Here is a 23,333-nt window from a genome sequence, read left to right on the forward strand (position 1 = left end):
GCTCCCGACCCGTCGCCGACGGGTCCCCGGCGGCACCCCGTAGCCTCGTCGGATGACCCCACCCCGCTGGCAGGACGTCGCCCGCGCGACCGGGCTGCTGGGCGACGACGGCGTCCCCCGGGCCACCGTGTTCGCCGAGATGTCGGCGCTGGCCGCCCGCACCGGGGCGGTGAACCTGGGCCAGGGCTTCCCCGACGTCGACGGCCCGGCCTCCGTCGCCCGGGCCGCCGCGGACGCGATCGCGGCAGGCGCCAACCAGTACCCGCCGGGGCCGGGGATCCCCGCGCTGCGCGAGGCCGTCGCCGAGCACCAGGCGGCGCACTACGGGCTGCACTGGGACCCCGACCGGGAGGTCCTGGTCACGGCCGGCGCGACCGAGGCCCTCGCCGCCACGGTGCTCGCGCTGGCCGGACCGGGCGACGAGGTGCTGACGCTCGAACCCTTCTACGACTCCTACGCGGCCGTGATCGCGCTCGCAGGTGCCACCCACACGACGGCGCCCCTGGTCGCGGGCCCGGACGGCTTCCGCCTCGACCTCGACGCCCTCGCGGCCGCGTTCACCCCACGGACCCGGCTGGTGCTGGTGAACACCCCGCACAACCCCACGGGGACCGTGCTGGACCGCGAGGAGCTCGCCGCGATCGCCCGCCTCGCGGTCGAGCACGACGCCCTCGTGGTCACCGACGAGGTGTACGAGCACCTGGTGCTCGACGGCCCGGGGACGGCCCGGCACGTGCCCGTCGCGACGCTGCCGGGGATGGCCGAGCGCACGCTGACCATCTCCTCGGCGGGCAAGACGTTCTCGTTCACCGGATGGAAGATCGGCTGGGTCACCGGGCCGGAGCCGCTGGTCGCCGCGGTCCGCACCGTCAAGCAGTTCCTCACCTACGTCAACGGTGCGCCGTTCCAGCCCGCGGTGGCCTTCGCGCTGCGCGACCCTGACGTCGCGGCGTGGGTGGTCGAGCTCGCGCACTCCCTGTCGCGGCGTCGCGACCTGCTGTGCGCCGGGCTCGAGGACGCCGGCTTCGCGGTCGTCCGGCCGCAGGGCACCTACTTCGTCCTGGCCGACGCGGCGCCGCTGGGGTACACCGACGGCGTCGCCCTGTGCCGGGACCTGCCCGGGCTGGCCGGGGTCGTCGGCGTGCCCGTCACCGCGTTCACGCACGCGGGGTCCGACGTCGACCGCGCGCTGCGGTCCTGGGTGCGGTTCACGTTCGTCAAGCGCGACGAGGTGCTGGAGCAGGCCGTGGCCGGTCTCCACCGGCTCCACCGCGGCTGACTGCGGTCAGACCGCCCAGGCGCCGTCGCGGCGGTACGCCGGCGTGGCCAGCGCGAGCACGAGCAGGGCTGCGACCGAGGCGCCGACCATGACGGCCGCCATCGCGACGGCATCCCCGCCGAGCAGCCCCGACAGGGGGCTCACGAGCCCGGCGACGCCCGCCTGCATCGACCCGATGACCGCGGCGGCCGTGCCGGCGATCTCCCCGTGCCGGCTGAGCGCGAGCGCGGAGGCGTTCGGGGGGACGAAGTTCACCAGCGCGAGGATCAGCCACAGCACCACGAGGAGGGCGATGAGGCCGCCCCAGCCCGTGATGGCGAGGGCCAGCAGGACGCCGGTGAGCCCGAGCGAGACGGGCAGGACCACGCGCACGATCCGGATCGGGGCGACGCGCCGCACGAGGGCCGCGTTGACCTGGGCGCCCAGCACGAGGCCGAGGCCGTTGACGGCGAAGAGCAGCGAGAACGCGGTCGACGACAGCCCGTAGCCCTCGCGCAGGACGAACGGCGACGCGACGACGTAGCTCATGAGCACGGCCATCCCGAGGCCGGGCAGGATCGCCAGCGCGACGAAGTGGCGGTCCGTGACCAGCGAGCGGTAGCCGGACAGGGCGGTGCGCAGCCCACCCTGACGGCGTCGCTCCGGGGGCAGCGTCTCCGGGAGCCGGCGCCAGACGACGACCCACAGCACGACGCCGAACACGGCGAGGGCGAGGAACACCGACCGCCAGCCCCACTGGCCGGCGATGACCCCACCGAGCGACGGGGCGAACAACGGCGCGACACCGATCACGAGCATGAGGCGGGACATCAGCCGGGAGGCGTCGGCACCGACGAACCGGTCACGGATGATCGCCATGGCCACGACGGTGGCCGACGCGTTGAAGAACCCCTGCACGCTGCGCAGCGCGATGAGCGGCACGATGGCCGGCGCGATCGCGCACAGCAGCGACGTGATGACGTGCAGCACCACACCGATGAGCACGGGCTTGCGTCGCCCGAACCGGTCCGACAGCGGCCCGATGACCAGCTGGCCCACGGCACCGCCGATGAGCATCGCCGTCATGGTCAGCTGCGCCGCGGTGGCCGACGTGTTCAGGTCGCGTGCCACGTCGGGCAGCGACGGCAGGTACATGTCCGTCGAGATGGCCGGCAGGGCGCACATCAGCCCCAGCATCAGCACGTACTTGGCGTTCGGCCGGAACTGTGGGGCGGCCGCGGCGCCCGTCCCCGGTGACGTCACAGGGGGTACGGCGGCCGCGACCGGCGCGGGGGCGGTCTGGGCGGAGGTGGTGGTGCGCAAGCTCATCCCCACGATTCTCCCACGAAGAACGAATCGATTCGACCCGAGAGCGGTGTGATGTCGGCAGCACCTGGCAGGCTGGACCCATGTGTGGTCGATACGCCTCCTTCCGCGAGGACCAGGCCCTGGCCGACGAGTTCGCCATCGCGACCGTCGCCGACGACGTCCGGCTGCTCGGCCCGTCCTGGAACGTCGCCCCCACCGACGGCGTCCGCATGGTGGTGGAACGCGCGGACAAGGAGACCGGGGAGATCACCCGCCAGCTGCGCGTCGCCCGCTGGGGCCTGGTGCCGTCCTGGGCCAAGGACATCTCCGTGGGCAGCCGGATGATCAACGCGCGCGTGGAGTCCCTCGAGGAGAAGTCGGCGTTCGCGCGCCCGTTCGCCGTGCGCCGCGCGCTGCTGCCCGCCGACGGCTACTACGAGTGGAAGAAGGCTGACCCGGCGTCGGGCAGCAAGCGCAAGCAGCCCTTCTACCTGCACCCCGCCGACGGGGACGTCGTCGCGCTCGCGGGCCTGTACGAGTTCTGGAAGGACCCCACCAAGGCCGACGACGACCCGGCGCGCTGGGTGGTCAGCGCCACCGTCATCACGCGACCGGCCTCCGAGGAGCTCGCCCACATCCACGACCGCCAGCCCCTGATGCTCCGCGCCGACGCGTGGGCGGCGTGGCTGGACCCGGCCGTCGGTGCCGACGGCGCCCGCGAGCTGCTGGAGACGCCCGGTCCGGACATCGTCGCCACCCCGGTCTCGACCGCCGTCAACACCGTCGCGAACAACGGCCCGTCGCTGGTGGCCGAGGTCGACCCGCAGGAGGCCTAGGCCCTCGCGGACCGCAGCCGCACGGGCGCCACGGAGCCGATCCCCGCCAGCCGCCGCGCCGGCCGCGGCTCGAGCACGAACCGCGGGTCGGCCGACAGCACCGCGGCGGTCCCCTCGTCGACGAGGACGGTGCTGGGGTCCGCGATGTCGGTCAGCCGCGCCGCGAGGTTCACGTCGGGCCCGAAGACGTCGCCGAACCGCGACAGCACCCGCCCCCAGACCAGCCCGACGCGCACGGGCGTGACGCCACGGGCCCCCTCGAAGAGGCCGCCGGTCGTGGTCTCACGGTCGACGTCGAGCTCCTTGCCCAGGGCGTCGGCCAGCCCGAGCGCGATCACGGCGCCGGTCGCGGCACTGTCGGCGACGAAGAGGATCGCGTCGCCGATGGTCTTGACCACGCGCCCGCCGTTGGCGGAGACGACGTCGCGGGCGGCTGCCTCGAAGCGCTGGACGAACTGCGAGAGGTCGGTGGAGCCCAGGCCGGCGGTGCGGCGCGTGAACGACACCATGTCCGCGAACCCGACCGCCCGCGCGAGCGGCAGCACGGACCGGTCGGGTCCCGGGTCGCGCAGCTGGCCGAACTCCGCGGCGTAGCGGCCGGCGATCGCGGCGAGCTGGCGGCGGTAGGAGTGCACGAGCTGCGCCTCGAGCACCGGGGCGAGCGATGCCAGCCGGTCCAGGACGAGCAGGCGCGCCGAGGTGTCGTCGAGCTCGTACCGGCCGGCCATGTCCTCCACGAGCGCCTCGACCTGCCACAGGGCGAGCCGGTCGGAGGTGTGGCCGAGGGCGCGGGTGACGGTGATGACGGTGCGCAGGTCCAGCCCGTGCTCGCGCACCAGGGCGGCGGCGCGGTCGATGGCCTCGGCGTCACGCTCGGTGTAGATCGGCTCGTCGGGGTCGGCGTGCGGCAGGCCCATGGTGGTCCAGAACCCGCGGACGACGTCGATGTCGATGCCGGCGCGCTCGGCCAGGTCGTGCGCGCTGAGGGTGCGAGGCCCGCCGAGCAGCTCGGCGTCGAGCTCCCCCACCGTCGACTCGAGGAAGTCGAGGTCCTGCGATCGATCGTCCGGCACGGGTCGAGGGTAGTTCACCGCGCCGAGCGGACGTGGCGTACGTCACCCGCGAGCACGCGGTGGGACGCTCCGTCGTCGTCGACGACCACGAGGGCACCGTCGTCGTCGAGCCGCGCCGCCAGACCGCTGACCACCCGGTCGCCCGGGAGCTCCACGCGCACCCGCGAGCCGAGGGTGCTGCACACGGCCGCGACCTCGTCGGCGAGCCCGGAGGCGACCGCGTCCCCGCCGGAGTCGCGCCACCGCTGCGCCACCTCCACCTGCGCGGCGACGAGGGCGACGAGCATCCCCTCGCGATCGACGTGCTGGGCGCCCGCGAGCGCGAGCGACGTGGCGCTGTCCACGGGGAGCTCGTCGGCACGTTGCAGGACGTTGATGCCGATCCCGATGACGACCGCGGGTGGCTGCCCCGCGGGGAGCGCCACGACCTCCGCCAGGATCCCGCCGACCTTGCGCGCCGCGCCCCACCCCTCGACCTCGGTCTCGGCGGGGACCAGCAGGTCGTTCGGCCACTTCAGGGTCGCCGCCACGCCCGCGGTGGCCCGCAGCGCGTTGACGGCGCCGAGGCCCGTGAGCAGCCCGATCCAGCCGAACGACGTGGCCGGCACGGGCGGGTGGACGACGAAGCTGCAGGTCAACGAGGTCCCGCGCGGCGTCTCCCAGGTGCGTCCGGCCCGGCCGCGCCCTCCGGTCTGGTGCTCGGCGACGAGCACGCTCGCGTCGGGCCACGACGTCGGATCGGCGCGCAGGGCGTCGGCGAGGTCGGTGCTGGTGGACCCGGTGGCCTCGACCACCTCGACCCGGGTCAGCGGTCCGGCGGGGGCGAGGAGGAGGTCGCGGAGCTCAGCGACGCGCAGGGAGGGCACAGCGCCCATGATGGCGCGCCTTGTGGGAACCCGACACCCCGACGCGACCAGAACCGTGATCCGCCTGCACGTGCATGGAGGGCTCCGACAACTAGCCTCGGTCGGGTGACTGACACGGACCATCACGGCTTTCGCCCCCAGCAGCCCGTCGAGACGGCCCCGCGGACCACGGCCGCCAAGCTGGCCGACCTCGCCGACCGCTACGAGGCCGCCGAGGCCGCCGAGCAGGCGGCGGTCGACAAGCAGCACGCGCGCGGCAAGCGGTCCGCCCGCGAGCGCATCGAGCAGCTCCTGGACCCGGGCTCGTTCACCGAGCTGGACGCGTTCGTCCGGCACCGGTCCCAGAACTTCGGCCTGGACAAGAAGCGCATCCCCGGCGACGGCGTGGTCGTCGGGCACGGGACGGTCGACGGCCGTCCGGTGTGCATCTACTCGCAGGACTTCACGGTCTTCGGCGGCAGCCTGGGTGAGGTGCACGGCCAGAAGATCACCAAGGTGATGGACCTGGCGCTGCGCACGGGCGTCCCGCTGATCGGGATCAGCGACGGGGGTGGCGCCCGGATCCAGGAGGGCGTCGCGGGGCTGACGCAGTTCGCGGAGATCTTCCGGCGCAACGTCGCCGCGTCCGGGGTCATCCCGCAGATCAGCCTCATCCTGGGCCCGTCGGCGGGGGGCGCGGTCTACTCCCCCGCCCTGACGGACTTCATCGTCATGGCTGACGGCACGTCCAACATGTTCATCACGGGTCCCGACGTCATCCGCGCGGTGACCGGGGAGGACGTCGGCTTCGAGGAGCTGGGCGGTGCGACGACGCACAACACCCGCTCCGGCGTGGCGCACTACATGGCGTCCGACGAGGACGACGCGCTCGACTACGTGCGCTCGCTGCTCGTCTACCTGCCGCAGAACAACCTCACCGACCCGGTGACCTTCGACCACGAGACGGACCTCGAGGTCAGCGAGACCGACGAGGAGCTCGACACCCTCCTGCCCGACTCGGACAACCAGCCGTACGACATGCGCACGGTCCTGGAGCACGTGCTGGACGACGGCGTCCTGCTGGAGGTCCAGCCCCTGTACGCGAAGAACGTGCTCATCGGCTTCGGGCACGTCGAGGGGCACCCGGTCGGGATCGTGGCCAACCAGCCGCTGGCGATGGCGGGCACGCTCGACATCAACGCCGCCGAGAAGGCCGCCCGCTTCGTGCGCACGTGCGACGCGTTCAACATCCCGGTGCTGACGTTCGTCGACGTGCCGGGCTTCCTGCCGGGCACCGACCAGGAGTGGAACGGCATCATCCGGCGGGGCGCCAAGCTCATCTACGCGTACGCGGAGGCCACCGTCCCGCTCGTCACCGTCATCACCCGCAAGGCGTACGGTGGCGCGTACATCGTCATGGGCTCCAAGCAGCTCGGTGCCGACGTCAACCTGGCCTGGCCCACCGCGCAGATCGCCGTCATGGGCGCCGGCGGCGCGGTGAACATCCTGCAGCGTGGCGCCCTGAAGTCCGTCGCCGACGAGGGTGGCGACGTCGAGGCGGAGCGCCGGCGCCTGACGGCCGAGTACGAGGAGGCGATCGTGAACCCGTGGGACGCGGCCGACCGGGGGTACGTGGACGCGGTGATCCCGCCGTCGCAGACCCGCACCGAGATCACCAAGGCCCTGCGCCTGCTGCGCACCAAGCGCGCGAGCCTTCCCCCCAAGAAGCACGGGAACATCCCGCTGTGAGCGAGCACGAGCACGGCGGCCACGACGAGCACGGCGGTCACGACGACCCGGCCCACGGCCCGGACCCGCTCGTCGGGGTCGACGCGACGGACCTGCACGCGGCGGTCGCCGCCCTCTCCGCGGCGCTGCACGGCTACGTGGACGCGGCCGTGGGCGTCCGCGCCGAGTTCGGGTCGAGGGAGGCCGACGAGGACCCGCGCATCCTGGTGCTGGAGTCGGAGATCGGCGGCCTCAACGCCCGGCTGTACGACCTGCTGCACGAGCGCCTGGGCCTGCACGCCGACCTGACCGGGATGTCGTGGGGCGAGGAGGAGCACGGCGACGCCGACGGACCGCGCAGCGACGCCGAGATCGACACGTTCCACCTCGGCTTCGTCGTCGGACCGCCGCCGGGGACGTCGGACCTCTCGCTGGAGTCCGTGCTCGACGTCGTCGAGCAGGGCGGTGCGGACCTGGCCCAGCGGCTGGTGGACGCGGGCTTCGAGGTCGGCGAGTGGGGCGCGTCCCGCGGGGCGGCGGTCGCGTTCGAGGAGGACGAGGACGACCTGGACGACGAGGACGGCGACGACGTGACGGGGAGATCATGAGCGCGCGCGACGCGGACGTGCAGGTCGTCCGGGGCACCCCGGACGACCTGGAGCTGGCCGCCCTGGTGGCCGGCCTGATGGCGGCTGCGTCCGAGCGCGCACGCCTCGCCGAGCAGCGGGACCACGCGGTCGCGGCGCCCTGGGCCGACCGCCGCCGCACGATGCGCGGCAGCCGCGTGGGCCTGCGTCCCGGCCCGGACGCGTGGCGCTGGAGCCTGCGCGCCTGACGACCTGCAGGTGCTCCGGTCGGCGCGTACCCGCGAGTAGGGTCGGGCGGGTGACGACGACGCCCACCCACCCGGACGCGCTCACCGAGCGCCCGCCCTCCCCGATCGACACGATCGCCGAGGCGTACATGACCCAGTACGCGACCCTCGACCCGCTGGCGGCGACCAGCATGGGCATCGCGGGTCACGACCACGAGATGACCGACCACTCCCCGGCCGGGCTCCAGGCCCGTGCGGACCTCACGCGCGCGACGCTGCAGCAGCTCGACGGCGCCTCCCCGACGGACGAGATCGACCAGATCACGCTCGCCGCGATGCGCGAGCGCCTCGGCCTGGAGCTCGAGCTCCACGAGGCCGGTGAGTTCCTGCGGGACCTCAACAACATCGCGTCCCCGGTCCAGAACCTGCGCGACGTCTTCGACATCATGCCGACCGACAGCGTCGAGGCGTGGTCGAACATCGCCGCCCGTCTCAACGCGCTGCCGTTCGCGGTCGACGGCTACGTCGAGTCCCTGCGGCTGGCCGCGGGCAGCGGCGCGGTCGCCGCGATCCGCCAGGTCGAAGAGGCCGCCCGCCAGGCGCAGGAGCTGGCCGACCCTGCCACGTCCTTCTTCACCACCTTCATCACCGGGGCCGACGTCGACGCGGTCCTGGACGAGTCGGCCGCGTGCTCGCTGGTCCGCGCCGAGCTGGAGCACGGCGCCACCGCGGCCCGGGACGCGTACGCGACCCTGGCGGCCTTCCTGCGGGACGAGCTGGCGCCGCAGGCCCCGCAGGAGGACGCGGCCGGCCGCGAGCGCTACGCCCTGTGGTCGCGCGCGTTCCTCGGTGCCACGGTCGACCTGGAGGAGACGTACCGGTGGGGGCTCGAGGAGCTCGCCCGCGTCGTCGCCGAGCAGGAGGCGGTCGCCGCGCAGATCGCCGGTCCGGGCGCCACGGTCGAGCAGGCGGTCGCCAAGCTCGACGAGAACCCCGCGGGGACCCTGCACGGCACCGCGGCGCTGCAGGCGTGGATGCAGGAGACGTCGGACGCGGCGATCGAGGCCCTGGACGGCACGCACTTCGACATCCCCGTCCCGGTGCTCACCCTCGAGTGCCGCATCGCACCGACGCAGAACGGCGGCATCTACTACACGGGGCCCAGCGACGACTTCAGCCGCCCCGGGCGCATGTGGTGGTCGGTGCCCCCGGAGGTCACCACCTTCAACACGTGGCGCGAGAAGACGACCGTCTACCACGAGGGCGTCCCGGGCCACCACCTGCAGATCGGCCAGGCGGTGTTCCAGCGCGCGACGCTGAACACGTGGCGCCGGCTGGCGTGCTGGACGTCCGGCTACGGCGAGGGCTGGGCCCTGTACGCCGAGCGGCTCATGGCCGACCTCGGCTTCCTCGACGACCCGGGCGACCGGCTGGGCATGCTCGACGGCCAGCGCATGCGCGCCGCCCGCGTCGTGTTCGACATCGGCGTGCACCTCGGGCTGGAGGCGCCGCCGGAGTGGGGCGGCGGGACGTGGGACGCCGACAAGGGCTGGGCGTTCCTCGTGGCCAACATCAACATGCCCGAGGCGTTCATCCGGTTCGAGTGGAACCGGTACCTGGGCTGGCCGGGCCAGGCCCCGTCGTACAAGATCGGCCAGCGCCTCTGGGAGCAGACGCGGGACGCCGCGGCGGCCGAGGCGCGCGCCGCGGGCGAGGAGTTCGACCTCAAGGCCTTCCACGCCCGCGCCCTGGGCATGGGCGCCCTGCCGCTCGACGTGCTCCGCACGGCGTTCGCCGGCTGAGCACAGGACGACGACGGGCCGGCGGCTGCTGCCGCCGGCCCGTCGTGCGTCTGCGGTCAGGCGAGGATGATCGAGCCGTACTTGACCAGGATCGCGACGGCCATCAGCACGATGAGCGCGACGGTCACGAACCAGTCGTTGCCGTGCTCGACGAAGCGCCGGGCGGCCGGGCCCCAGCGGCCGGGGAACGAGATGACGCCCTCGCGCACGTTCAGCCGGGTCAGGCCGGCCCAGACGAGGGTGGTCGTCACGGTGATGAGCAGGCACCAGGGGCACAGGGCACCGATGCCGAAGTACGACACGAAGAACAGCCACCACGCGAACAGGAAGCCCAGCGTGTAGATCGCCTGGGCGCCGAGCATGAACCAGCGCGGGAAGACCACGCGCCCGAGGACCGCCACGGCCACCGTGATGACCACGGCCTCGGCGGCGATGCCGAGGAACGCGTTGGGGAAGCCGAACAGCGTCGCCTCCGGGCTCAGCGCGACCGTGCCGCAGCTGATGACCGCGTTGACGTTGCACCCCAGGTCGGCGTTCGGGTCCGCCGCGAGCTTGAGCGCGTCGATCGAGAGCACGAAGGACGCCAGCAGGCCGAGCGCGCCCGAGACGACCATCTCGATCGCGGTCCGCGCCCGCCACGCCTGCGACGGAGGCTCCAGCAGGTCCGGATCCGGGTCGACGTCGAGCTCGTCGAAGTCGTCCAGGTCGTCCCCGTCCAGCTCGTTCGCCGACGACCTCGTCGCGTCACCCACGGCGTCTCCTCGCGTCCCTCGTGACCTCGGACCGGCGGTACCGCCCGCCGCACCCGACCACAGCGCGCCCATTGTGCCCTGACGCCCTGTGCCGGGTGCACGGGTCGAGAGTCCCGATCAACGCCGACGAACTAGGCTCCCCACCCGTGACCCGTCTGCTGCTCGCCTCCGCCTCGCCCGCCCGCCGCGCCACCCTGCTCGCCGCGGGGATCGAGCCCCTCGTCGCCGTGTCGGCCGTCGACGAGGAGGCGGTCCTGGCGGCCGCGCGCGAGCGGTTCGGGGTGCTCGACCCCGCGGACGCGGTGCTGCTGCTCGCCCAGGCGAAGGTCGAGGACGTGTCCCGGAACCTGCCCGAGGACCTGGACGACGCCGACGACCTGCTCCTGCTGGGCTGCGACTCGATGCTGGAGCTGGACGGCGAGATCTACGGCAAGCCCGCGGACGCGGCGCAGGCGACCGAGCGGTGGCGGCTGATGCGCGGCCGGTCGGGCGTGCTGCACACCGGGCACTGGCTGATGGACGAGCGCGACGTGCCGGCGATGCTCGGGGCGACCTCGTCCACGACCGTCCGGTTCGCGGACCTGTCCGACGCGGAGATCGACGCGTACGTCGCGACGGGCGAGCCGCTCGCGGTGGCCGGCGCGTTCACGATCGACGGCCTGGGCGGCCCGTTCGTCGAGCGCATCGAGGGCGATCACCACGGGGTCGTCGGCCTGAGCCTGCCGCTGCTGCGCGAGCTCCTCGGCGAGGTAGGTGTACGCATCTCGGACCTGTGGCGAACAAGGTGACCTAGGTCCCTGACGGCAGCACCGGTCGGCGCGGAACGATCGACGCGTGGGCCAGCCCGAGAGGCCCATCGGAGCCCGGGCAGGCCGGGCCCGCGCAGGGCGCCCGAGGACACCACATGTCTGTTCAGCCGGTAGCACCGAGCCACCGCTTCGTCCGCATCTCCGGCCTCCTGGTGATCATCGCCGGGGTCGCGCTCGTCATCGCGGGAGGCGTCACCTGGAGCGCCGTCGCGTCCCACCTCGCCGCCGAGAACATCACGGTCTCCGACGACGCCGCCGCCTTCGGCGGGCAGACGGTCGACACCCCGTGGGAGGCGTTCGCGCAGGCCGAGATCATCAACGACCACGCCCTGGAGGCGACAGGCGGCAAGACGTACGCCGAGCTCGACAAGGAGGACCCGCTGCGTGCCGTCGCGATGAACGGCTCCTTCCTGCGGGCCTCGCTGTTCACGTCGGTCGTCGCCTTCGGTGTCGCTGCCCTCGTCGTGGGCGTCGGCGTCCTCTTCGGGCTCGTCGGCCTCGCCCTGCGGCGCCTCGCGCCCGCGGCACCGGTCGCCCCCGCGCGGACCGACGAGAACCGTCTCGCCAGCGTCTGACGCCGACCGCGCGAGCCCGGTCCCGCACGGGGCCGGGCTCGTCGCTCTTGTGGTGTCCGGACAATCGCGTCGGCGCAGAGCGGGCATCACGGGCAGGTCGCCTGAGGATCCCTACAAGGAGGCCCCGACGGGCTTGGCCGGATCGACAATCTTGTCCGGGCACGCCGCGCCCGCGTCGGCGCGGATCGTCGAGGGCGTTACGGTGAGCCGTGCCCGCCATCTCCAAGGTCCTCGTCGCCAACCGCGGTGAGATCGCCGTCCGCATCGCCCGCGCCTGTCGCGACGCCGGGATCGGCTCCGTCGCCGTCTACGCCGACACCGACCGTGAGGCGCTGCACGTGCGCGTCGCCGACGAGGCGTTCGCCCTGAACGGCGCCCGCGCGGCCGAGACGTACCTCGACATCCCCAAGCTGCTCGACGTCGCGCGGCGCTCGGGGGCCGACGCCGTGCACCCCGGCTACGGGTTCCTGGCCGAGAACGCCGGCTTCGCGCAGGCCGTCCTCGACGCCGGCCTCGTCTGGATCGGTCCCCCGCCGGCCGCCATCGACGCCCTCGGGGACAAGGTCAGCGCGCGGCACATCGCCCAGCGCGCCGGCGCCCCGCTCGTCGCCGGGACTCCCGACCCCGTGGCGGGGGTGGAGGAGATCCACGCGTTCGTCGCGGAGCACGGCCTCCCCGTCGCCATCAAGGCCGCGTTCGGCGGCGGCGGTCGCGGGCTGAAGGTCGCTCGCGAGTCGAGCGAGATCGACGAGATGTTCGAGTCGGCCACGCGCGAGGCCGTGGCGGCGTTCGGGCGCGGCGAGTGCTTCGTCGAGCGGTACCTCGACCGCCCGCGGCACGTCGAGACGCAGTGCCTGGCGGACCAGCACGGCACGGTCGTCGTGGTGTCCACCCGCGACTGCTCGCTCCAGCGCCGGCACCAGAAGCTGGTCGAGGAGGCGCCCGCGCCGTTCCTCACCGACGCGCAGAACGCCCAGCTAGTCGAGTCGTCGAAGGCGATCCTGCGCGAGGCGGGCTACGTCGGGGCAGGCACGTGCGAGTTCCTGGTCTCCGCCGACGGCATCATCTCGTTCCTCGAGGTCAACACGCGTCTGCAGGTCGAGCACCCGGTCACCGAGGAGATCAGCGGCGTGGACCTGGTCCGCGAGCAGCTGCGCATCGCGTCGGGCGAGCCGCTCGGCTACGACCACGTGGAGTCCCGCGGTCACTCGATCGAGTTCCGCATCAACGGCGAGGACCCGGGCAAGGGCTTCCTGCCGGCCCCCGGACGCATCACGAAGCTCCGCTTCCCGTCGGGCCCCGGGGTCCGGGTGGACTCGGGCGTCGTCGAGGGCGACAGCGTCTCCGGGCTGTTCGACTCGATGATCGCCAAGGTGATCGTGACGGGCGCCGACCGGCCCCAGGCGCTCGCCCGGGCGCGCCGCGCGCTGGCGGAGCTCGAGGTGGTCGGCATCCCGACGGTCGTCCCGTTCCACCGCGCGGTGCTGGACGCCGAGGCCTTCGCCCCGACCGACCCCGCCGAGCCGTTCTCGGTGCACACCCGCTGGATCGAGACCGAGTTCGCCGAGACCGTCGCCGCCCTCAGCGCCGCGCCCGAGCAGGCGCAGGACGAGGACGAGGAGCCCGCCGCCCTCGAGCGCGTGGTCGTCGAGGTCGGCGGCAAGCGGCTCGAGGTCGTGCTGCCCGCGGCGCTGGCCCTGGGCCGCGGACCGGGCAACGCCGGACGCGGGTCGTCGGGCCCGTCGGCGCGCCGGCCCGTCCGCCGGGTGGCGCGCGCGACGAGCAGCGGGAACGGCACGACGCTGAGCTCGCCCATGCAGGGCACGATCGTCAAGGTCGCCGTCGCCGAGGGCGCCACGGTCGCCGAGGGCGACCTGGTCGTCGTGCTCGAGGCCATGAAGATGGAGCAGCCGCTCGTGGCGCACCGCGCCGGCACCGTGACCGCGCTGTCGGCGGGCGTCGGTTCCAGCGTGAGCGCCGGCACGGCCATCTGCGAGATCGTCGGCTGACGCGGGCGTGAGCGACGCGCCACCGGCCCACCACCCGCGCCAGCCCGGCGACGGCTGGGTCGAGTGCGCGTGCGGTCGCCGGCACTGGGGGCTGCACGGCGCCGCCGGGCTGCTGCTGGTCCGTCGTGACGCCGACGGCACCCCGCTCGCCGTCGTGCTCCAGCACCGCGCCCTGTGGAGCGACCAGGGCGGTACCTGGGGCGTCCCGGGCGGCGCGCGGATGCCGGGCGAGTCCCCGGAGCACGCCGCGCTGCGCGAGGCCGAGGAGGAGGCGGGCATCGACCGCGTGAGCGTCCGGCTGCGCGAGTCGCGCGTGCTGCAGCACGACGACTGGTCCTACACCACGGTGATCGCCGACGAGGTGGGTCCGGTGCAGCCGACCGTCACCGACGCCGAGAGCGTCGAGCTGCGCTGGGTGCCGGTCGACGAGGTGGCCGCCCTGCCGCTGCTCCCCGCGTTCGCCGCCGCCTGGCCCCACCTCCGCGAGCGCCTGGTCGGCCTCGGCCACGGGTGACCGGCCTCACAGGAAGCCGCGGACGGACGGTGTCGCGCGGGGCTCGTCGGCGGGAGTAGTGTCCGCGACGTGAGGTAAGGCTCGCCTCATCGCTTCCCAGCCGAAAGCCTCCCATGGTCGCCAACTACCTGATCGGCCTGCGCGAAGGCCTCGAGGCCGCGCTGGTCGTCAGCATCCTCGTCGCCTACCTGGTCAAGACCGGTCGCCGCGACCAGTTGCCCGCCCTGTGGGCCGGTGTCGGGATCGCTGCTCTCGTCTCGCTCGGGTTCGGCGCGGTCCTGACGTTCGGTCCCTCGGGCCTGTCGTTCGAGGCCCAGGAGGCCATCGGCGGCACGCTCTCGATCGTCGCGGTCGGGCTCATCACCTGGATGATCTTCTGGATGGCCCGCACGGCCCGCCACCTCAAGGGCGACCTGCACCACCGGCTCGACGACACCGTCGGCCACGGGAAGCGCGCCGTCCTGGTGGTGGCACTGCTCGCGGTCGGACGCGAAGGGCTGGAGACCGCGCTGTTCCTCTGGGCCGGTGCGCAGGCGACGGGCGGGAACGCGGCACCGCTGGTCGGGGCCGCCCTCGGGCTGGCCACCGCGGTGCTGCTCGGCTGGCTCGTGTACCGCGGAGCGATCCGTCTCGACCTGCGCCTCTTCTTCGCCTGGACGGGGCTCTTCCTCGTGGTCGTCGCGGCCGGCGTGCTGGCCTACGGCGTCCACGACCTGCAGGAGGCCGGCATCCTGCCGGGCCTGAACAACCTCGTCTTCGACGTCTCGGCCGCTGTGCCGCCCAGCAGCTGGTACGGCTCCGTGCTCAAGGGCACCGTCAACTTCTCGCCGGCCACGACGTGGCTCCAGGCGATCGCCTGGACCGCCTACATCCTCCCGACGCTGTACTTCTTCGTCCGCACCACGTGGGGCTCCGCACCCGCCCGTCCGTCGGCTCCCGCCGTCGCTCCCGCCGTGCGCACCTCCGCCGCCTGACCCACCCGACGCGCTCTCCGAGGAGACCCATGTCCCGCCGTCCCACGCTCGTCGCTGCCGTCACAGCCGCGCTCGTCCTGCCGCTCGTCGCGGCGTGCGTGCCCAACGACCCCGCGCAGCCCGGGGCGTCCGCCGGTGCCGGCGTGCTGACGGTGACCTCCACCGCCGACGCGTGCGACGTGTCGGCCGCCGAGGCGGACTCGGGCACCGTGCGGTTCGCGGTCACCAACGAGGGCGACGACGTCACCGAGTTCTACCTGCTCGGCGACGACGGCCTGCGCGTGATCTCCGAGGTCGAGAACGTCGGCCCCGGACTGACCCGTGACCTCGTCGTCCAGGTGAAGCCCGGCACGTACTACACGGCGTGCAAGCCGGGCATGGTCGGCGACGGCATCCGTGCGGAGTTCACGGTGAACGACACCGGCGTCGAGGTGGGACCCACGGGCGACACCGCCGACCAGCTCGCCGCCGCCGAGGCGTCCTACGTCGCGTACGTGAAGGACCAGGTGGGCTCGCTCATCGCCGGCACGGAGGCGTTCGCCGCCGCGTACACCGCGAGGGACGACGAGACCGCGAAGTCCCTCTATGCCGACACCCGCGCGCACTGGGAGCGCGTCGAGCCCGTCGCCGAGTCGTTCGGCGACCTGGACCCGCTGCTCGACCTGCGGGAGGCGGACGTCGAGGAGGGCGCCACGTGGAGCGGCTGGCACCTCATCGAGAAGGACCTCTGGCAGCCGGCGCCGGACGCCAACGGCGGGGTCACGTACGTGCCGCTGACACCCGAGCAGCGGGACGCCGCCGCGGCCGACCTGGTGACGTACACCCAGCAGCTGGTCGACGAGGTGAACTCCCCCGACTTCACGTTCGAGGCGTTCCAGATCGCCAACGGCGCCAAGGAGCTGCTCGACGAGGTCGCCACCGGCAAGGTCACCGGCGAGGAGGAGATCTGGTCGCACACCGACCTGTGGGACTTCCAGGCCAACGTCGACGGCGCGCGCGTGGGCTACGAGGTCCTCGCGGACGTGGTCGAGGCCGAGGACCCCGAGCTGGCTGACACGCTGGCCACCCGGTTCGAGGAGATCGACGCGCTGCTCGCGGAGCAGGGTTCCCTGGAGGCCGGCTTCACGTACTACGACCAGCTCACGGAGGAGCAGGTCAAGGACCTCGCCGCCGCGGTCGACGCCCTGTCCGAGCCCCTGTCCCGCCTCACCGCCACGGTGACGGGCGCCTGACCGAAGGAGCACACGTGCACGACGAGACCGACGGCCCGCGGCTCTCCCGGCGCGCCGTCCTCGGCCTCGGCGGCGGCCTCGCGGCCGCCGGGGTCGTCGCCGGTCTCGGCGTCGGCCGCGCGACTGCGACAGCGCCCGGGCCGGCCGTCGCAAGCACGGGCACCGGCACGTACCCGTTCACGGGGGTGCACCAGGCGGGCATCGTCACGCCCGCGCAGGACCGGCTCTACCTCGCTGCGTTCGACCTCACCACGACGTCCCGCGACGAGCTGGTCGAGCTGCTCCGCCGCTGGACCACGATCGCCGCGCGGCTCACCCAGGGGCTGTCGGCCGGGCCGTTCGGACCCGCGTCGGGACCGTACGACGCTCCTCCGGACGACACCGGCGAGGCCGCGGACCTGCCCCCGGCAGGGCTGACCATCACGTTCGGTCTCGGCCGGTCGATGTTCGTGGGCACCCCTGGACCCGACGGGACGCCCGGCGAGGACCGGTTCGGGCTCGCGGACCGCCTGCCCGACGGGCTCGTCGCGCTCCCGCACTTCGCCGCGGACGACCTCGACCCCGCCCGCAGCGACGGCGACCTGGTCGTCCAGGCGTGCGCGGACGACCCGCAGGTCGCGGTGCACGCCATCCGGAACCTGTCCCGGGCCGCGTTCGGGTCCGCGACCATCCGGTGGACGCAGCTCGGGTACGGGCGCACGTCGTCGACGAGCACCGCCCAGCGGACACCGCGCAACCTGTTCGGGTTCAAGGACGGCACGGCGAACGTCAAGGCCGAGGAGACCGACGCGCTCGACGAGCACGTCTGGGTGCCGGCCTCGGCGGGCTGGCTCGCGGGCGGCTCGTACCTCGTCGCCCGCCGCATCCGGATGCGCATCGAGACGTGGGACCGGACCTCCCTGCGCGAGCAGGAGAACCTCGTCGGCCGCACCAAGGGCGAGGGCGCGCCGCTGTCGGGCGGGACCGAGTTCACCGAGCCGGACTTCACGGCGCAGGGGCGCGGTGGGGCCCCGCTCATCGCGGTCGACTCGCACGTCCGGCTGGCGCACCCGTCGAGCCACGACGGCGCCCGGATGCTGCGCCGCGGCTACAACTTCACCGACGGCAACGACGCGCTCGGCCGGCTCGACGCCGGACTGTTCTTCGTCGCGTTCGTCCGCGACCCGCGCACCCACTACATCCCCGTGCAGGCGGCGCTGTCCCGCGACGACGTGCTCATGGAGTACCTGACGCACACCGGCTCCGGGCTGTTCGCCGTCCCACCAGGCGTCCCGGACGGGTCGCTGGTCACCGGGGCGGACGGCACCCCGGTCACCACGGCCGACAGCCCGTTCGTGGGGCAGCAGCTGTTCGCCTGACCAGCGGGGTACTGTCGCGCGCGTGACGTCCACCCCGCCCGCCGACCCTGCCGTCCGGACGCCCCCCGACGCCGGCACCCCGACGCGGGCCTGGCTGGTGGCGCTGCTGACCGTGCTGGCCGTCGAGATGATCCGCGCGAGCGGCCCGCTGCTGGACCGGGCGTTCGCGGCCGGCGTGGTCGAGGCCGCACTGACGGCGCTGGGCACCTACGCCGGCGCGGGCCTGGTCGCCGCGCTCCTGCTACTGGCCGTCGGGCGGACGTCGGGGACGCCGGACGCCCGCACCCTGCTGGTCGGTGCCGGGGTGCTCGGTGTGCTGCGCCTGGTGGTCCAGGCGCTCGGCGGCGGTGCGCTGTTCGTGGTCGGCCTGGTCACGGTCGCGGTGGCCGTCGGGGTGCTCACCCTGGCGGTCGCGTTCGTCGCCGGCCGGCCCGCCGGGGGTCGTCAGGCGGCCATCGGCCTGATGCTCGGGTGCGGCCTGTCCGTCGGGCTGCAGCTCGTGCTGGGGACGTGGGACGCGGTCTGGCGCGACGGGTGGACCGGCTGGGTGGTCGCCGTCGTCCTCGCGGTCGGCGTCGTGGTGACCGCCCGCGGGCTCGTCGCGTTCACGGCCGCGTCGTCGGCGGAGGCGACCGGCCGGCCCCGCCGCCTGTGGGTGCTCGGGCTGTTCCTGGCGCTCGCCGCGATGATCGTTGCCAACCCGGCGTTCGTGGCCTCGCAGTCCGGGGTCGCGCTCGGCTGGGCGGGACTGGTGGTCGTCGTCGCCAACACCCTCGGCGTCTGGACCCTCCTACGACCCGACCCGTGGCCGGCCGCCGTGCGCGTCACCGCCGCGGTGCTGCTCGTCGCCGGGGTGGCGTGCGCGCTGTGGCTCACCGGCATCGGGGCACTGGTCGCGGTGGTCGTCCTGCAGCTCACGCTCGGCATCGTGCTCGCCACCGCCCTGAGCGCCCACCGGCCGGCCCCGCGCGGGATCCCTCGGACCGGTGCGGCCACCCTGGTCGTGGGCCTCGGCACCATCGGACCGCTGCTGCTGTACATGCTCGACTACGACGTCCCCCTGCCGGTCGACAACGTCTGGGTGATCGTCCTGGCGGCGGTCGGCCTCGCGTTGTCCGGGCTGCGCCGGCGCACCCCCGGCGCCGTCCCGGCGATCACGAGCCCCGACCGGCTGCCCGCCCGCACCAGCTCCGTGCGGCTGCTGGTCCTGCCGGCGGTGGTCCTCGCCGTCGTCGGGCTGGTGCCGTCCACGACGAGCACCACCGGCGCCGCGGTGCCCGCGCGGGCGGCCGACGAGCCCCTCACGCTGGTCGACTGGAACCTGCACTACGGGGTCTCTCCGCTGACCGCCGTGGACCTGGAGGGCATCGCGGCGACCATCGAGGCCCAGGACCCCGACGTCGTCACGCTCCAGGAGGTCCAGCGCGGCTGGGTGTTCGGCGGCGGCTCCGACATGGCCACGTGGCTCGCGCACCGGCTGGGCATGACCATCCACTTCGCGCCCGCGGCGGACCACCAGTTCGGCAACGCGGTGCTGGCCCGCTCGGAGCTGACCGACTCCGTCGTGCACGCGCTGCCCTACGGCGCCGGGCCGCAGAGCCGCTCGGCGCTGTCGACCACGCTGACCACCGCCGACGGCACGCCGCTGCGTGTGACGTCGATCCACACGCAGCACCGGGAGTCGAACACCCCGACCCGGCTGGAGCAGCTCGAGGCCCTGGCCGACGCGGAGCCGGTCACACCGCCCGCGATCCTCGCCGGCGACCTCAACGCCGAGCCCGGCTGGCCGGAGATCGACCTGCTGGAGGCCGCCGGGTGGGTCGCGCCGGACGACGACTCGCTCACGTCACCGGCACTCGACCCGGCGTACAAGATCGACTGGGTGCTCGGCCAGGGGGTGACGTTCGACCAGGCCACGGCCGCGTCCACCGACCTGTCCGACCACCGGCCGCTGGTGGCGACGTTCACCGTCGACGACTGAGCCCGGACGACGCCTGCCGCACCCCAGGGCAGACTCGACCCATGACGTCCCGCACGCCCCTGCCCTCCCGTCCGGTCGCCGACCCCCGCGCGGTCGTCCTCGGACCGACGTACCGGCTGACGGTCCTGACGGACGGGCTGGTCCGGCTCGAGCACTCCCCCGACGGCGTCTTCGAGGACCGCGCGTCCACGTTCGCCCTGAACCGCGGGCTCCCCGTGCCGGACTTCCGGGTGATCGAGTCGCCGACCCACGTCGAGGTCCTCACCGCCCGCTTCCACCTCGTCTACGACCGCAGGCCGTTCAGCACGAGCGGCCTGAGCGTGGCGGTGCTCGGCGGCATCAGCTCCTACCACTCGGTGTGGCGCTACGGCGAGGAGCCGACGGGGCTCGGCGGCACCGCCCGCACGCTCGACCTGGCCGACGGCGCCATCCCGCTCGAGCCCGGTGTCGTGTCGCGACAGGGCTTCGCGGTCCTCGACGACTCGCGGTCGATGGTGTTCGACGACGAGGGCTGGGTGGCCCCTCGTGACGGGACGCGCACCGACCTGTACGTCTTCGCGTACGGCCTCGACCATCGCGCGGCCGTCGAGGCGTTCTACGCGGTCTCCGGTCCGACGCCGCTGCTGCCCCGGTTCGCGCTCGGCAACTGGTGGAGCCGGTTCCACCGGTACTCCGCCGACAGCTACGCGGCCCTCCTCGACCGGTTCGCCGACGAGGGCCTGCCGTTCAGCGTGGCCGTGCTCGACATGGACTGGCACGTCACCGACGTCGACCCGGCCCTCGGCAGCGGCTGGACCGGCTACACGTGGAACCGGTCCCTGTTCCCCGACCCGGCGGCGTTCCTGGCGTCCCTGCACGAGCGCGGCCTGCGGGTCACCCTCAACGTGCACCCCGCCGACGGCGTCCGGCCGCACGAGGACGCGTTCCCCGCGATGAAGGCCGCGCTGGGCCGGGACACCGACGACGCCATCCCGTTCGACGTGACCGACCGCGCGTTCCTCGACGCCTACTTCGACGTGCTGCACCGAGGGCTGGAGGACGACGGGGTCGACTTCTGGTGGCTCGACTGGCAGTCCGGCCCGCACTCGCGCGTCGCCGGCATCGACCCGCTCTGGATGCTCAACCACTTCCACTTCCTCGACAGCGCGCGCGACGGCCGCACGCCGCTGACGTTCTCCCGCTACGCCGGGCCCGGCAGCCACCGGTACCCGGTCGGGTTCAGCGGCGACACCGTCATCTCGTGGGCGTCGCTGGCGTTCCAGCCGTACTTCACGGCGACCGCGTCGAACATCGGCTACGGCTGGTGGAGCCACGACATCGGCGGCCACATGTTCGGCGGCAAGGACGACGAGCTGGCCACGCGCTGGCTGCAGCTGGGGGTGTTCTCCCCGATCCTGCGCCTGCACTCGGGCGCCAACCCGTTCACCGCCAAGGAGCCGTGGACGTTCGAGCCGGCCGCGCACGCGGTCATGACCGAGCACCTGCGGCTGCGGCACCGCCTGCTGCCGTACCTGCACACGATGAACCACCGCGCCGCGCACGGCCGCCCGCTGGTGGAGCCGCTGTACCACCGGTGGCCGTCGTCGGACGAGGCCTACGACCAGCCGAACCAGTTCCTGTTCGGCACCGAGCTGGTGGTCGCGCCCCTGACCAGCCCCGCGGACCCGCACACCCGGCTCGCCTCCGTGCGCGCGTGGCTGCCGGAGGGCACGTGGGTCGACGTGTTCACCGGGCTGGTCTACGACGGCGGCCGCGAGCTGCTGCTCCACCGCGACCTGACGAGCATCCCCGTGCTCGCCCCGGCCGGCGCGATCGTCCCGCTCGACGGCGCCGCGGTCCCCGGCAACGACCCCGCGAACCCGGCGTCGCTCGAGGTGCTGGTCGTCGTCGGTGCCGACGGGTCGTTCACGCTGGTCGAGGACGACGGCACCGCCGACGGGATCGCCCGCACCCGGCTCACGTCCGCCGCCGGCACGTTCACGGTGCACCCCGCCGAGGGGCTCGTCGGCTGCCTGCCCACCACGCGCACCTGGACGGTCACGTTCCTGGCGTTCGACGGCACCCCGGTCGTCCGCGGGCTGGCCGGCCACGTGGAGCGGCAGAGCGACCGCGTCTCGGTGACCGTCGAGGACGTCCCGGTCGACGCCACGCTCACCATCGACCTGGGCCCGGACCCGCGGCTCGCCCCGAACGACGTCGCCGGCCGCCTGTTCACGCTCCTGGACCGCGCGCGGATCAGCTACGACCTGAAGACCCGCATCCACGGCATCGCCACGTCGGACGCCCCGCTGTCGGTCCGCGCGTCGCACCTGCAGTCCCTGGACCTGGACGCCCCTGTGGCCACCGCGGTCGGCGAGCTGCTCCTGGCCCGCACCTGACGAAGCCGACCTGGGTGCCGGTCAGGTGCCTGTGCCGTCACTGGTGTCGGGTTCGACGAGCGGGCTAGCGCAGGTGCTGCACGATCGTGCCGGCGCCCGACGCGGCGAGCGACACCTCGGCGATCGCCCCGTTGACCAGTGCGAGCTGAGGCGGCACGTGCCCGATGTCCAGGTCGTAGAGGACCGGGACCTCGAGCATGCCGAGCGCGTCCTGCACCGCGTCCAGCTGCGAGAAGACGCGTGAGCCCGGAGCGCTCGTCCGCCCCAGCAGGACGCCGGTCGCGCGGTCGAACCAGCCGGCGAGGCGGAGATGGTGCAGCATGCGCGCGGCCGCGAACGCGTCCACCTCCGCCACCTCGAGGTAGACGAGCAGACCGTCGTCGTGCGACCCGTGGAACCCGTCGATCCTTCCGAACGGCGTGCCCGGCAGCATCGACACGGTCTCCAGGCAGCCGCCCAGGAGCCGTCCCCGCAGCGTGCCCACCTCCCGGCCCCCGAGGGAGCGCCAGCGCGACGGCTCCGTGAGCACCATCTCGCTCACCTCGGGCTGTGCCTCGAAGTCGGCCCACGCCTTCTGGTGGTGGCTCGCGGGGCCCTGTGTCACGGTCGCGCCGGCAGGCGCGGTCGCCACGTCGAGCCAGTGCAGGAGAGGTGCCGGGACACGGAACGGGGTGTCCATCAGCGGGGGCCCGTGCAGGGTCGCGATCCCGGTGAGCAGCGTCAGCGGGAGCAGGAGCGTGCTGATGTCGGAGTAGCCGACGAGCCAGGTCGGCTCCGCCTGCGCGATCGCGTCGATGTCCAGCAGCGGCAGCAGGTCGATCGCCAGCTCACCGCCCCACGGCGGCACGACCGCCCGGACCCGCGGGTCGGTGAGCATCCGGGTCAGCTCCGCGGCACGCTCGGCTGCCGGTGCGCTCGTCGCGCCGGTCCCGTCCATGCAGCGCCCGACCTCCACCTCGAACCCGCGGCTGCGCAGGTCCGCGACGCAGAAGTCGAGCCGCGGCCGGAGGGCGTCCGAGACACCCGTCGACGGCGACGTGACGCCGATGACGTCACCGGGTCGCAGCGGGGCGGGGTAGCGCATGTC

General features: G+C 73.7%; 20 protein-coding genes. 15 read left to right on the top strand and 5 right to left on the bottom strand.

Features of this window, described 5'->3' with window-relative positions; translation table 11 throughout:
• Positions 1 to 52 precede the first annotated feature (52 nt).
• Positions 53 to 1,279 (top strand): pyridoxal phosphate-dependent aminotransferase, encoded by a 1,227-nt coding sequence (locus CXY01_RS15750; RefSeq protein WP_146928916.1) that lies wholly within the window; start codon positions 53 to 55, stop codon positions 1,277 to 1,279.
• Positions 1,280 to 1,285: 6 nt separating this feature from the next.
• Here CXY01_RS15750 and CXY01_RS15755 read toward each other — a convergent pair whose 3' ends face one another.
• Complete coding sequence (locus tag CXY01_RS15755) at positions 1,286 to 2,587, bottom strand: multidrug effflux MFS transporter (protein ID WP_146928919.1); 1,302 nt, start codon at positions 2,585 to 2,587, stop codon at positions 1,286 to 1,288.
• Positions 2,588 to 2,667: 80 nt separating this feature from the next.
• Here CXY01_RS15755 and CXY01_RS15760 point away from each other — a divergent pair, with 80 nt between their 5' ends.
• Positions 2,668 to 3,402 (top strand): SOS response-associated peptidase, encoded by a 735-nt coding sequence (locus CXY01_RS15760; RefSeq protein WP_146928922.1) that lies wholly within the window; start codon positions 2,668 to 2,670, stop codon positions 3,400 to 3,402.
• Here the strand turns inward: CXY01_RS15760 and CXY01_RS15765 are convergent.
• Positions 3,399 to 4,475 (bottom strand): adenylate/guanylate cyclase domain-containing protein, encoded by a 1,077-nt coding sequence (locus tag CXY01_RS15765; RefSeq protein WP_246125420.1) that lies wholly within the window; start codon positions 4,473 to 4,475, stop codon positions 3,399 to 3,401. The genes CXY01_RS15760 and CXY01_RS15765 overlap by 4 nt on opposite strands.
• Positions 4,476 to 4,489: 14 nt before the next feature.
• A complete protein-coding gene (locus CXY01_RS15770; RefSeq protein ID WP_146928928.1) occupies positions 4,490 to 5,350 on the bottom strand; it encodes a biotin--[acetyl-CoA-carboxylase] ligase in 861 nt (286 codons plus the stop codon).
• A gap of 96 nt (positions 5,351 to 5,446) precedes the next feature.
• Between CXY01_RS15770 and CXY01_RS15775 the strand changes: the two genes are divergently transcribed.
• From CXY01_RS15775 to CXY01_RS15790, 4 genes are all read left to right on the top strand, one after another.
• A complete protein-coding gene (locus CXY01_RS15775; RefSeq protein ID WP_146928930.1) occupies positions 5,447 to 7,069 on the top strand; it encodes an acyl-CoA carboxylase subunit beta in 1,623 nt (540 codons plus the stop codon).
• Complete coding sequence (locus CXY01_RS15780) at positions 7,066 to 7,656, top strand: hypothetical protein (protein ID WP_146928933.1); 591 nt, start codon at positions 7,066 to 7,068, stop codon at positions 7,654 to 7,656. The genes CXY01_RS15775 and CXY01_RS15780 overlap by 4 nt, the downstream gene beginning before the upstream one ends.
• The gene (locus CXY01_RS15785; protein WP_146928936.1) at positions 7,653 to 7,883 is read left to right on the top strand and encodes an acyl-CoA carboxylase subunit epsilon; all 231 of its coding nucleotides are present in this window, start codon (positions 7,653 to 7,655) and stop codon (positions 7,881 to 7,883) included. Before CXY01_RS15780 ends, CXY01_RS15785 begins: the two co-directional genes overlap by 4 nt.
• Before the next feature lie 128 nt (positions 7,884 to 8,011).
• Entirely contained in the window at positions 8,012 to 9,664 is a 1,653-nt protein-coding gene (locus CXY01_RS15790) for a DUF885 domain-containing protein (protein ID WP_146929191.1), read from the top strand.
• 56 nt (positions 9,665 to 9,720) lie between these two features.
• On the opposite strand, the gene CXY01_RS15795 is transcribed toward CXY01_RS15790, so the two are convergent.
• Entirely contained in the window at positions 9,721 to 10,416 is a 696-nt protein-coding gene (locus tag CXY01_RS15795; RefSeq protein WP_246125422.1) for a vitamin K epoxide reductase family protein, read from the bottom strand.
• A gap of 146 nt (positions 10,417 to 10,562) precedes the next feature.
• Here CXY01_RS15795 and CXY01_RS15800 point away from each other — a divergent pair, with 146 nt between their 5' ends.
• From CXY01_RS15800 to CXY01_RS15840, 9 genes are all read left to right on the top strand, one after another.
• Positions 10,563 to 11,204 (top strand): Maf family protein, encoded by a 642-nt coding sequence (locus CXY01_RS15800; protein WP_146928942.1) that lies wholly within the window; start codon positions 10,563 to 10,565, stop codon positions 11,202 to 11,204.
• A gap of 116 nt (positions 11,205 to 11,320) precedes the next feature.
• The gene (locus CXY01_RS15805) at positions 11,321 to 11,800 is read left to right on the top strand and encodes an aromatic ring-opening dioxygenase LigA (protein WP_146928945.1); all 480 of its coding nucleotides are present in this window, start codon (positions 11,321 to 11,323) and stop codon (positions 11,798 to 11,800) included.
• A 209-nt stretch (positions 11,801 to 12,009) separates the two neighbouring features.
• A complete protein-coding gene (locus CXY01_RS15810) occupies positions 12,010 to 13,809 on the top strand; it encodes an acetyl/propionyl/methylcrotonyl-CoA carboxylase subunit alpha (RefSeq protein WP_146928948.1) in 1,800 nt (599 codons plus the stop codon).
• Between the two features lie 7 nt (positions 13,810 to 13,816).
• Positions 13,817 to 14,323: an NUDIX domain-containing protein gene (locus CXY01_RS15815; RefSeq protein ID WP_146928951.1), complete on the top strand. Its 507-nt coding sequence runs from the start codon at positions 13,817 to 13,819 to the stop codon at positions 14,321 to 14,323.
• A 113-nt stretch (positions 14,324 to 14,436) separates the two neighbouring features.
• Complete coding sequence (gene efeU, locus CXY01_RS15820) at positions 14,437 to 15,297, top strand: iron uptake transporter permease EfeU (protein ID WP_146928954.1); 861 nt, start codon at positions 14,437 to 14,439, stop codon at positions 15,295 to 15,297.
• A 29-nt stretch (positions 15,298 to 15,326) separates the two neighbouring features.
• Positions 15,327 to 16,529 (top strand): iron uptake system protein EfeO, encoded by a 1,203-nt coding sequence (gene efeO / locus CXY01_RS15825; RefSeq protein WP_146928957.1) that lies wholly within the window; start codon positions 15,327 to 15,329, stop codon positions 16,527 to 16,529.
• Between the two features lie 14 nt (positions 16,530 to 16,543).
• Complete coding sequence (gene efeB, locus CXY01_RS15830) at positions 16,544 to 17,887, top strand: iron uptake transporter deferrochelatase/peroxidase subunit (protein WP_186813432.1); 1,344 nt, start codon at positions 16,544 to 16,546, stop codon at positions 17,885 to 17,887.
• A gap of 22 nt (positions 17,888 to 17,909) precedes the next feature.
• On the top strand, positions 17,910 to 19,868 hold the full coding sequence (locus CXY01_RS15835; protein WP_246125424.1) for an endonuclease/exonuclease/phosphatase family protein: 1,959 nt from the start codon (positions 17,910 to 17,912) through the stop codon (positions 19,866 to 19,868).
• A 41-nt stretch (positions 19,869 to 19,909) separates the two neighbouring features.
• Positions 19,910 to 22,246 carry a glycoside hydrolase family 31 protein gene (locus CXY01_RS15840; protein WP_146928964.1) on the top strand — a complete coding sequence of 779 codons (2,337 nt, stop codon included), beginning with the start codon at positions 19,910 to 19,912 and terminating at the stop codon, positions 22,244 to 22,246.
• A gap of 64 nt (positions 22,247 to 22,310) precedes the next feature.
• Here the strand turns inward: CXY01_RS15840 and CXY01_RS15845 are convergent, their stop codons facing one another.
• A complete protein-coding gene (locus CXY01_RS15845) occupies positions 22,311 to 23,330 on the bottom strand; it encodes a S66 family peptidase (protein WP_146928969.1) in 1,020 nt (339 codons plus the stop codon).
• Between the last annotated feature and the right edge of the window lie 3 nt (positions 23,331 to 23,333).

The organism is Cellulomonas xylanilytica (assembly GCF_007989805.1).
Classification (GTDB): Bacteria; Actinomycetota; Actinomycetes; order Actinomycetales; family Cellulomonadaceae; genus Cellulomonas; species Cellulomonas xylanilytica.

Coding starts and splice junctions, on each gene's coding strand:
- CXY01_RS15750 (WP_146928916.1), top strand. CDS start 53: ATGACCCCACCCCGCTGGCAGGACGTCGCCCGCGCGACCGGGCTGCTG.
- CXY01_RS15755 (WP_146928919.1), bottom strand. CDS start 2,587: ATGAGCTTGCGCACCACCACCTCCGCCCAGACCGCCCCCGCGCCGGTC.
- CXY01_RS15760 (WP_146928922.1), top strand. CDS start 2,668: ATGTGTGGTCGATACGCCTCCTTCCGCGAGGACCAGGCCCTGGCCGAC.
- CXY01_RS15770 (WP_146928928.1), bottom strand. CDS start 5,350: ATGGGCGCTGTGCCCTCCCTGCGCGTCGCTGAGCTCCGCGACCTCCTC.
- CXY01_RS15785 (WP_146928936.1), top strand. CDS start 7,653: ATGAGCGCGCGCGACGCGGACGTGCAGGTCGTCCGGGGCACCCCGGAC.
- CXY01_RS15790 (WP_146929191.1), top strand. CDS start 8,012: ATGACCCAGTACGCGACCCTCGACCCGCTGGCGGCGACCAGCATGGGC.
- CXY01_RS15805 (WP_146928945.1), top strand. CDS start 11,321: ATGTCTGTTCAGCCGGTAGCACCGAGCCACCGCTTCGTCCGCATCTCC.
- efeU (WP_146928954.1), top strand. CDS start 14,437: ATGGTCGCCAACTACCTGATCGGCCTGCGCGAAGGCCTCGAGGCCGCG.
- efeO (WP_146928957.1), top strand. CDS start 15,327: ATGTCCCGCCGTCCCACGCTCGTCGCTGCCGTCACAGCCGCGCTCGTC.
- CXY01_RS15840 (WP_146928964.1), top strand. CDS start 19,910: ATGACGTCCCGCACGCCCCTGCCCTCCCGTCCGGTCGCCGACCCCCGC.
- CXY01_RS15845 (WP_146928969.1), bottom strand. CDS start 23,330: ATGCGCTACCCCGCCCCGCTGCGACCCGGTGACGTCATCGGCGTCACG.